This is a genomic window from Halorubrum sp. F4 (genome assembly GCF_027257195.1).
In the GTDB taxonomy this organism is placed as follows: Archaea; Halobacteriota; Halobacteria; order Halobacteriales; family Haloferacaceae; genus Halorubrum.
Map to the genome: position 1 here is coordinate 257620 of NZ_JAPDFS010000001.1, position 9318 is coordinate 266937.

General features: G+C 69.0%; 10 protein-coding genes. 3 read left to right on the plus strand and 7 right to left on the minus strand.

Annotated elements, in window-relative coordinates; genetic code table 11:
• Positions 1 to 26: 26 nt before the first annotated feature.
• Complete coding sequence (locus tag OKW78_RS01305; protein WP_281193536.1) at positions 27 to 482, minus strand: TRAM domain-containing protein; 456 nt, start codon at positions 480 to 482, stop codon at positions 27 to 29.
• A gap of 86 nt (positions 483 to 568) precedes the next feature.
• Between OKW78_RS01305 and OKW78_RS01310 the strand changes: the two genes are divergently transcribed.
• Positions 569 to 1807 (plus strand): mandelate racemase/muconate lactonizing enzyme family protein, encoded by a 1239-nt coding sequence (locus OKW78_RS01310; protein WP_281193537.1) that lies wholly within the window; start codon positions 569 to 571, stop codon positions 1805 to 1807.
• Positions 1808 to 1911: 104 nt separating this feature from the next.
• On the opposite strand, the gene OKW78_RS01315 is transcribed toward OKW78_RS01310, so the two are convergent.
• Positions 1912 to 2706 (minus strand): PHP domain-containing protein, encoded by a 795-nt coding sequence (locus OKW78_RS01315; protein WP_281193538.1) that lies wholly within the window; start codon positions 2704 to 2706, stop codon positions 1912 to 1914.
• Between the two features lie 136 nt (positions 2707 to 2842).
• Between OKW78_RS01315 and OKW78_RS01320 the strand changes: the two genes are divergently transcribed.
• The gene (locus OKW78_RS01320; RefSeq protein ID WP_281193539.1) at positions 2843 to 3865 is read left to right on the plus strand and encodes an acetamidase/formamidase family protein; all 1023 of its coding nucleotides are present in this window, start codon (positions 2843 to 2845) and stop codon (positions 3863 to 3865) included.
• Between the two features lie 24 nt (positions 3866 to 3889).
• Here the strand turns inward: OKW78_RS01320 and OKW78_RS01325 are convergent, their stop codons facing one another.
• From OKW78_RS01325 to OKW78_RS01345, 5 genes are all read right to left on the minus strand, one after another.
• On the minus strand, positions 3890 to 5062 hold the full coding sequence (locus OKW78_RS01325; RefSeq protein WP_281194138.1) for an MFS transporter: 1173 nt from the start codon (positions 5060 to 5062) through the stop codon (positions 3890 to 3892).
• A gap of 242 nt (positions 5063 to 5304) precedes the next feature.
• Positions 5305 to 5952 (minus strand): hypothetical protein, encoded by a 648-nt coding sequence (locus tag OKW78_RS01330; protein ID WP_281193540.1) that lies wholly within the window; start codon positions 5950 to 5952, stop codon positions 5305 to 5307.
• Positions 5942 to 7129, minus strand: a complete 1188-nt coding sequence (locus OKW78_RS01335) for a DUF3179 domain-containing protein (protein ID WP_281193541.1) — start codon at positions 7127 to 7129, stop codon at positions 5942 to 5944. The genes OKW78_RS01330 and OKW78_RS01335 overlap by 11 nt, the downstream gene beginning before the upstream one ends.
• 53 nt (positions 7130 to 7182) lie before the next feature.
• Complete coding sequence (locus tag OKW78_RS01340; RefSeq protein ID WP_281193542.1) at positions 7183 to 7737, minus strand: MOSC domain-containing protein; 555 nt, start codon at positions 7735 to 7737, stop codon at positions 7183 to 7185.
• Positions 7738 to 7812: 75 nt separating this feature from the next.
• Positions 7813 to 8727 (minus strand): PLP-dependent cysteine synthase family protein, encoded by a 915-nt coding sequence (locus tag OKW78_RS01345; RefSeq protein WP_281193543.1) that lies wholly within the window; start codon positions 8725 to 8727, stop codon positions 7813 to 7815.
• Positions 8728 to 8852: 125 nt separating this feature from the next.
• Between OKW78_RS01345 and OKW78_RS01350 the strand changes: the two genes are divergently transcribed.
• Positions 8853 to 9236, plus strand: a complete 384-nt coding sequence (locus OKW78_RS01350) for a thioredoxin (RefSeq protein ID WP_281193544.1) — start codon at positions 8853 to 8855, stop codon at positions 9234 to 9236.
• Positions 9237 to 9318: the final 82 nt, after the last annotated feature.

Consider the following 9318-nt stretch of genomic DNA (forward strand, 5'->3'; position numbering starts at 1 on the left):
GTCGTCATCTCCGCCGACGAGGCCGGTTACTCCGCGAGGACGGACGCGAACGAGACGTTCTCGCGGACGCTCGTGATCTCCACGGTGACCTCGTCGCCGAGCTCCGCGTCGGGGACGATGACGACGTAGCCACGCTCGATCTTGGCGATGCCGTCGCCCTTGTCGCCGAGCGTCTCGATGGTTACCTCGCGGACCTCTCCCTCCTCGACGGGTGGCCCGGAGGCGGCGTGACCCGTGCCGGACCCGGCGTTTCCGTCGGTGGATCGAGCGGGACCGCTCGATCCCTTCGAAGTCCGCGTTCGAGTCTCATCGTCCGCTTCCCGGCCGTCGCGATCGATCATCGCGACCCGGTACGTCCCGCCGACGGCCACGGACTCGTGTTCGATCTCGCGTTTCGGCACCGAGATCACGTATCGGTCCTCGTCGTCGGTCTCCAGTTCGGCGGTGAACAGACAGGTGAGCGAATCGGTTACTTCGACCATGCCACCCCGTTCGAGGGGGGTCAAGGAAAACGCTCGCATCGGATCCGAGCATAAACGCTTACTGTGATCCGAATTAACGTCTCGATATGAGCAGGAACTACGAGTCGCTTCACGACCCGAACGCGGAGTACACGATGCGTGAGCTCTCCGCCGAGACGATGGACGCAACCCGGTCACGCGGCGGCGGCCGCGACCTCGAGATCACGGACGTCCAGACGACGATGGTCGACGGCAACTTCCCGTGGACGCTCGTGCGCGTCTACACCGACGCGGGCGTGGTCGGCACCGGCGAGGCGTACTGGGGCGCGGGCGTTCCCGAGCTGATCGAGCGGATGAAGCCGTTCGTCGTCGGCGAGAACCCGCTCGACATCGACCGGCTGTACGAACACCTGATCCAGAAGATGTCGGGCGAGGGCTCCGTCGAGGGCGTCACCGTCACCGCCATCTCGGGGATCGAAGTCGCGCTCCACGACCTCGCGGGCAAGGTCCTCGAGGTGCCCGCCTACCAGCTGCTCGGCGGGAAGTACCGCGACCGGATGCGCGTCTACTGCGACTGTCACACCGAGGAGGAGGCCGACCCCGAGGCGTGTGCCGACGAGGCCGAACGCGTCGTCGACGAGCTCGGCTACGACGCGCTCAAGTTCGACCTCGACGTTCCGTCGGGTCTCGAGAAGGACCGCGCGAACCGCCACCTCCGTCCCGGCGAGATCCGCCACAAGGCGGAGATCGTCGAGCAAGTCACGGAACGCGTGAAGGACAAAGCCGACGTCTCCTTCGACTGTCACTGGACGTTCTCGGGCGGCTCCGCGAAGCGGCTGGCGGACGCCATCGAGGAGTACGACGTCTGGTGGCTCGAGGACCCCGTGCCGCCGGAGAACCTGGAGGTTCAAGAGGAGGTCACGAAGAACACGACCACGCCGATCGCGGTGGGCGAGAACCGGTACCGCGTCACAGAACTTCGCCGGCTGATCGAGAACCAGGCGGTCGACATCGTCGCGCCCGACCTGCCCAAGGTCGGCGGGATGCGCGAGACGCGGAAGATCGCGGACGTGGCGAACCAGTACTACGTGCCGGTCGCGATGCACAACGTCGCCTCCCCGGTCGCGACGATGGCGGCCGCCCACGTCGGGGCGTCCATCCCGAACTCGCTGGCCGTCGAGTACCACTCCTACGAGCTCGGCTGGTGGAGCGACCTCGTCGAGGAGGAGGTCATCGAGGACGGCTACATCGAGGTACCCGAGGAGCCCGGTCTCGGCGTCACCCTCGACATGGACGCCGTCGAGGAACACATGGTCGAGGGCGAGGAGTTGTTCGACGAAGCGTAGCTTCGTCGGGTTCGAAAATCTCCGATTCGCGCTGTTCGACGAAGCATAGCTTCGTCGGGCTCGGAAATCTCCGATTTCCGGCGTTCGACTGAGCGGTAGCGAAGTCAGTCCGGCCGCGTCCCCGGCGTCGGGACATCGATCTCGACCGACTCGAGCCCGCGTTCCGCGAGTTCCTCGCGTATCCCGGCCGCCCGCGGCTCGATCTCGGCCGGCTCGTGGCTGTCAGTTCCGACGGTCACTTCCACGCCGTGATCGACGAGCGCGTCGAGGAACGTCGGCGCGGGGTGGAACTCGCCGTAGTCGTCGAGCAGCCGGCCGGCGTTGATCTCCGGGACCGTCCGCGACCGCTCGAACGCCGCCGCGGCCCGCTCGTAGTGCTCGCTCGTCGCGAACCCGCGGAGGTGCGGGTTCCGCTCGATCAGGTCCGGATGCGCGGCGATCGCGAACAGCTCGGAGTCGATCAGCGCGACCAGCTTCTCGAAGTAGCGGTCGACCAGACCGCGACGCTCCGCCTCCGAGCGCTCCGAGAAGTACGACCGCGCGTGGACGTTGACGCCCTCTAGGTCGTGGACGCTGCCGACCGCGTAGTCGAAGCCGGCCTCGGCGAGGAACGCCTCGATCGCCGCCTCGTGATCGGGGTGATGATCCATCTCGACCGCGTCGAAGATGGCGACGTCGGCGCGCTCGCGGACGACCTCGATCGCCTCCCGCCGTCGCTCGTAGGTCGCATCGAGGTTGAACCCGAGGAGTCGCTTCCGCCGTTCCGCGCTCTCGCCGGGGATCACGGAGCAGTGGTCGGCGATCCCGACCCCGTCCAGTCCGGCCGCCTCGGCCGCCCCGACCATCGCTTCGAGGAACGACCCGTCCGAGTACGTCGAGTGGACGTGGTAGTCGTACACGTCGGAGGGGGGAGCGCCGGGAACACGTACCTTGCGGTGACCCCGCCGTCGACCGGAGAGACGTACGGGGTGCAGGGGCGTTCGAGGCCTACGAAGTCGGTCGATTTTAAGTCAGTCGACGATCATTCGACAGTGTATGACACGCACGGACGGTGGCGACGGCGGGAGCGACGGACTACGGGCAGACGGCGGAAGCGACAAACGCGAGTACACGGTCGATCACCACCTCTCCGACGCGGAGCGGAACGTCCACCGCGCTTGGGATAACTCGCTCGACCCGGTCCTGACGGTGGACGACGGCGACGTGGTCAGGTTCGAGTGCCGGGACGCGGTCGACCGCCAGCTCGACACGGAGTCGACCGCCGAGGACTTCGCGAACGTGAGCTTCGACCCGGTTCACCCCCTCACCGGCCCCGTCGCCGTCGAGGGCGCGGAGCCGGGCGACACCATCCAGGTCGACCTCCTCGACTTCCAGCACAAGGGTTGGGGATACACCGGGTTCATGCCGGGCGAAATGGGGCTCGGTCTGCTGCCGGAGGACTTCCCCGACGCCGACGTCCACGTCTGGGACCTCCAGGGCGACGTGGGCCACTTCGTGAACGGGATCGAGGTACCGCTCGATCCCTTCCCGGGCGTGATCGGGCTCGCGCCGGGCGAGGACGGCGAACACGACACGCTCCCGCCGCGGTCCGTGGGCGGGAACATGGACGTGAAACACATGACTGCGGGGTCGACGGTGTACCTCCCCGTCGAGGTCGCCGGCGGGCTCTTCTCGACGGCGGACTGTCACGCCGCGCAGGGGGACGGCGAGGTGTGCGTCACCGGGATCGAGGCGCCGATGTTCGTTACCGCCCGCCTCTCCGTCCGGAAGGACATGTCGATCGAACAGCCGCAGTTCGAGACGACCGGCCCGTTCACGCCGACCGGCCGCGACGAGCCGATGTACGGCACGACCGGGATCAGCGACGACCTGATGGAGGCGACGAAGAAGGCGACCCGACACATGATCGACCACCTGGCGGAGAACCGCGGGCTCACCCGCGGGGAGGCGTACATCCTCTGTTCGGCCGCGATGGACCTGAAGGTGAGCGAGGTGGTGGACGCGCCGAACTGGACCGTCTCGGCGTACATCCCGGAGAGCATCTTCCCGGAGGAGTAGTCGGGGCGCCGCACGGGCAGAGCCTCAGTACCCGGTCCCGAGCGCCGCGTTGCCCGCGATCACGAGGAACGCGACGCCGAAGAGGCCGGCGAGGACGGCGAAGGAGACGCCCCAGCCGAACAGGTCGGCGATGAGGCCGGCTCCGACCGAGCCGGCCGAGCCGATGACGGTGTAGACGGTCCGGACGAGCCCGAAGCCGGCGCCGCGCTCGGTCTCGCTCATCGCGTCCATGAACCGCGGATCGATGGCCGAAAAGAAGCTGGAGCCGACGCCGGCGAGGAGTACCGCGACCGCGAGTCCGACGAGACCGGGGAGGACGACGACGCCGGCGAGCCCGAGCGCGCCCGAGAGCATCGCCCCCCCGATCACGGCGTCGCGGCCGATCCGATCGGAGAGCCGGCCGATCCCGATCTGTGCGCCCGCGCGGACGACGAAGAACGCGGAGAAGACGCCGCCCGCGAACGACGGCGAGTAGCCACGGAAGTCGACGAGGAACGTCGGGAGAAACGAGATGACCCCCTGTGCGACGTAGGTACCTATCGTCGCGATCGCGAGCGGGAGGAGGACGCTCGGACGCGAGAGGAGCTCGACGAGCGGCCCGAGCCGCAGCCGATCGCGCATCGGCTGGTCGGGGCGACGCGGCTCGGTGGGACGGATCCGCCACGCGAACAGCGCGAATATCGGGACCCCGACGAGCGCCGCGAGCGCCACGCCCGGCCGCCAGCCGTACCGGACGCCGACCCACGCGGCGGCGACCGGGGCGACGAGTCCCGCCAGCGGGCCGCCGATCGAGTGGAGTCCGACGGCGGTGCCGAGGTCGTCGAACGTCCGCGAGAGCAGCGTCGTCGCCACCGCGTAGTGGAGCCCGGCGACGAGTCCGAGGAGGAACGCGATCAGGACGAACGCGGGGAACACCGGCGCGAACGCGAGCAGAAGGCTCGCGGCCGTCGTTCCGCCGACCGCGACGAGGATCACCCGTCGTTCGCCGTATCGGTCGGCCAGGATCCCGCTCGGGAACTGCGAGACGCCGTACGCGAGCCACATCCCCGAGAGCGCCACTCCGACCGCGGTGTTCGAGACGGCGAAGTCCGCGGTGATGAACGGGACCACCGGACTGATCGCCAGCCGAGCGAAGTACGTCACGAAGAAGGCGAGCATACACAGCGTCAGGACCGTGTGACGGTACCGCCAGTTCACGTCGACCACCGCCCTCGGTCCGCCCTGTTCCGTCGATCCGTACGGCTCCGTCCGTTCAGTCGTCCTCGCCGATCCATCGGTCGATCGCGGTCACGGAGGCGTCGGTCCGACGGTTCGAGTGTACGGTTCACGCTCTACGTTGGTCGTACCGAGACCCGGTAATAAACCGTCGTCTACCGGCCGAACCAACCGTCGTCTACCGGCCGAACCGACCGTCGCCTACTGGCCGAACCGACCGTCGCCTATCGGATCGTTTCGGGGTCGACACGGCTTCCGACCCACAACAGCGTGACGAGGAGGCTCGCCACCGCCAGCGGGAGAAACCACTGAAGGACCGCGAGCAGTCCCGCCGACGCCTGGACCCCGATCACGAGGAGTATCGTCGGTCCACAACAGACGAATCCTGAGACGAGGCCGGGGAGTCCGGCGGCCGCGCCCGCACCGGCTCCGATCCGGCACGCCGACGGCCCACGCCAGGCGACGAGCGAGACCGCGAGGGTCAGACCGACGAGTCCCGCGAGCCCGAGACCGATCGCGGCGTTGGCGGGGGAGAACAGGTACTCGACCGGGCCGAGCGTGAACAGCGCGATCGGTTCGTACTGGAACGGCGCGACCCGACGGGTCGCGGTCACGACCGGGTCGCTCACGACGAACGCGTCGACGACGGGACCCGAGCCGTCCGTCACGTCTCGAGCGGTCGCGCCGCCGCGTCGTCCGAGATGTCCGATTCCCACGCTGTAGAGCACGAGGTAGGCCGACGCGACGACGGCGAAAAGCGCCCGCCCATCGCGACGTGAGAGCGAGACGCGGACGGCAAAGGCGGTCCGCCGGACGAGCCCGGAAACCCACGTGATCGGGTTCCGGACCGGCGAGGCGGTCTCAGCGGCCATACCCGGCCTCGGTGTGTTCGCCGGCGAACCCCGTCTCCGGGTAGAACCCGGCCCACGCGAACCACATCGCGTCGAACGCGAGCACTCGATCGAGCGGCAGGCCGTCGGCGTTGAAGGCTTCCTGGCGCCCCTCGACCCGATACCCGTTCCCGTCCGGCTCCACGGTCGCGTCCTCGGGGTTCCGATACACGTACCCCGTCGAGAGTGCCGGATCGGCGACGGCGACTGCTCGGCCGTCGTCCCCGCCGAAGCGCCCGGTGAGGACTCGCTCCGCGAGCAGCGTCTCCTTGTCGAACGCGACCGCACCGTCGGCGGTCCGTGCCCCGATCACGACGGACTTCGCGTGGCCGTCCGCGGGGGTCGCGAGCGCGGGAAACATCGTCTCGTCGGTCGCGTAGTAGCCGCCGAGTGGCGCGTAGAGCCCGTACGGATCGCTTTCGTATCGACGCGCGTGGCCGGTGTCGTCGGTCAGAAGCCGCGAGTCCGGGTACGCCTCGCGCCACTCGCCGAGGGTCGTCCAGACGACGCGGAACTCCCGGAGCGTCTCGCCGCGCAGCGGACCGTCGATGCCCGCCGCGAGCATCTGCGGCCACCAACTCTCCGTCTCCCGATCGTACATGACCAGGTTCGAGTTGACCAGCTGACCGGAGACGCCGAACGTCGTCCCACCGCGCTCGAACCCCTGCGCGGTGCCGGTCAACGGACAGTACGTCACCGCGACCGGGTCGCCGCCGACCGTGTCGTTGACGATCTCGTGGTAGACGAGCACGTACTGCGGGTACGCCTTCGCCTCGCCGTCGCGAACGACGCCGAACACGGGGATGTCGTCGACGAGCGACGTCTCGCGGATCGGCGCGAACGAGGGGTGGTCGATCGACGGGATCCCGTCGACTCCGACGCCCCCGCTTAGCGACTCCTCGCGGAGGTGTTCGAGCCCGTACGCCAGGTGCCGGGACCCGTCCGCGGTCGGCGGGGCGTTGCCGGCGGTCGAGTCGTCGTTCCGGTCCGTCGACTCCTCCGTGCCGCTCGTCGAGCCGGCTTCTCCCGTTCCGCCATCCTCTTCCACCCTACCTCCTTCCCGGACGGAACCGACGATCCCTTCGTCGAGACAGCCGGCGAGTCCGGCGATCCCGAGGGTTGTGAGGGATCCGACGGTCGATCGTCGCGTGCGTTTCATGGCCTCCAGTCGGGCCTCAACCAGGTAAAGGGCGAAGCGGCTATGCGATGAGTTCACACACCCGAGTCAGTCGAGCGGTCCCGCAACCGCTCCACGATCGCTTCCCCCGCCCGTCTCGGATCCGCGCGTTCGATCGCGACCGCGTCGTCGACGGCGACCGCTCCCGATTCGAGCACGTCACAGCAGAGCCCGCCGCGGTTCCGCAGCGCGGTCGCGAGTCCCGCCTCGCCGGCGACGGCCTCGACGTGCGCACACGGCGGCCGCCGTCGGGTCGGCCGGAGGAGCGCGTCGCCGACGCGGACGCTCGCGTCGAGGAGGTCGTCCATTCCCGTCCCGAAGCCGCGGACGACGACGTTCCGTCGGTGGCGGCCGTCGGAGACGTCGATCCCGGTCTCCTCGCGGACCGCGTCGATCGCCTCGGCGGCGACGACCGTGACCGCACAGGCGTCGAGTTGGAAGTGGCCCGACCCACGTCGGTAGCGGTCGCCGGCTATCCCGCCGTCGACGACCTCGATCGTCTCCCTACGGTCCGGCGGTGCGCCGCTCTCGGGGGCGGTAAAGAGCGCCTCGACAGCCCCGTTCCGGTCCATTATCTCCCGTTCGTCCATACTCCCGACTCGGCTGGAGGAACCAAAAGCCGACCGCCGGATCGACTGCCGAAAGGGCCCTGCCGATCTTCCCGGTCAGTCGAACGTCCCGGCCGTGAGATATCGCTCGCCGCTGTCCCAGAAGACGGTGACCACGAGCGGCTCCTCGCCGACGTACTCGCCCGAGCCGCGGAGTTCCTCGGCGACCGCCTTCGCGGCGAGGTTCGACCCGCCGGAGGACTGACCGACGAGGATCCCCTCCTCGCGCGCCAGCCGGCGACACTCCGCCTCGGCCTCCTCGAGGTCGACCACGTGGACGTCGTCGATGAGTTCGTGGTCGAGATTCTCCGCGACGAAGCCGGGACCCATTCCCTGAAACTCGTCGCCGGTGACGTCCTCGCCCGAGAGGACGGCGCTGCCGGCGGGCTCGACGGCGTCGATCCGCACGTCGGGGAACGCCTCACGGAGTCGGCGGCCGGTGCCGGACAGCGTCCCGCCCGTGCCGACGCCGGCGACGAGCGCGTCGACGGTCCGGTCGCCGACCTGTTCGAGCACCTCCGGTCCGGTCGTCTCGTAGTGGGCCCGCGGGTTCGACGGGTTCTCGAACTGACGGAGCTGGACCATCCCCTCCTCGCGTTCGAGCTCGTCCGCGCGCGACTTCGCGTCGGAGATGTCGCCGTTGACCAGTTCGACGGTCGCGCCGTACGCCCTCGCGAGCCGACGGCGCTCGACCGACTTCCCCTCGGGGATCACGAGCGTCACGTCGTATCCCTTCACCGCGCCGACCATCGCCATGCCGATGCCCGTGTTCCCCGAGGTGGGTTCGACGATCCCGTCCCCCGGATCGAGTTCGCCGTCGCGCTCCGCGGCCTCTATCATGTACAGCGCCGGGCGGTCCTTCGCGGACCCGCCCGGATTGCGCGACTCGACCTTCGCGGCGACCGTCGTCCCCGGCGGCGAGTCGACCCGGACCAGCGGCGATCCGAGCCCCTCCAGGATGTCGTCGTCCATCGATCCAGGGGAGACGCCGCCGACTCAAATGTCCGACGGACTCCGGCAAGGCCCGCGGGGCGTCGGGGACGGCCGTCCTCGCCGCCGCCGCGCCGTTCATTACCCTTGCCGTCCAAGACGGGAGTATGACGCTCGAAACGCTCTCGCCCGACCCGTCGTTCGACCCGGACTCGATCGATCAGGCCGTCCTCGACGCGCTCGCCGGAGACTACCGATACAAGGTGTGGGGCGGCGACTGGTGTGGGGACTGTCAGCGACAGCTTCCGGCGTTCGGGGCCGCACTCGCCGCCGCGGAGGTCCCCGACGACCGGATCGAGTCGTTCCCCGTGACGAAGGGACCGGACGGCAAGGAGGGCCCCGGCGTCGAGGAGTACGGGATCGAACTGATCCCGACGATCGTCGTCGAGGACGCCGACGGCGACGAACTCGCGCGGTTCGTCGAGGACGCGGACGTCTCGATCGCCGAGGCGCTCGCACGCGATCTCGCCGACATCGAAGCGACGGCGTAGGCCGCCTCGAGTTTCACCTTTTCGCTTCCACCTTTTTCTCGTCCTCAGAAATCTCCGATTTCTGATGGGCTGCACGAGAGCT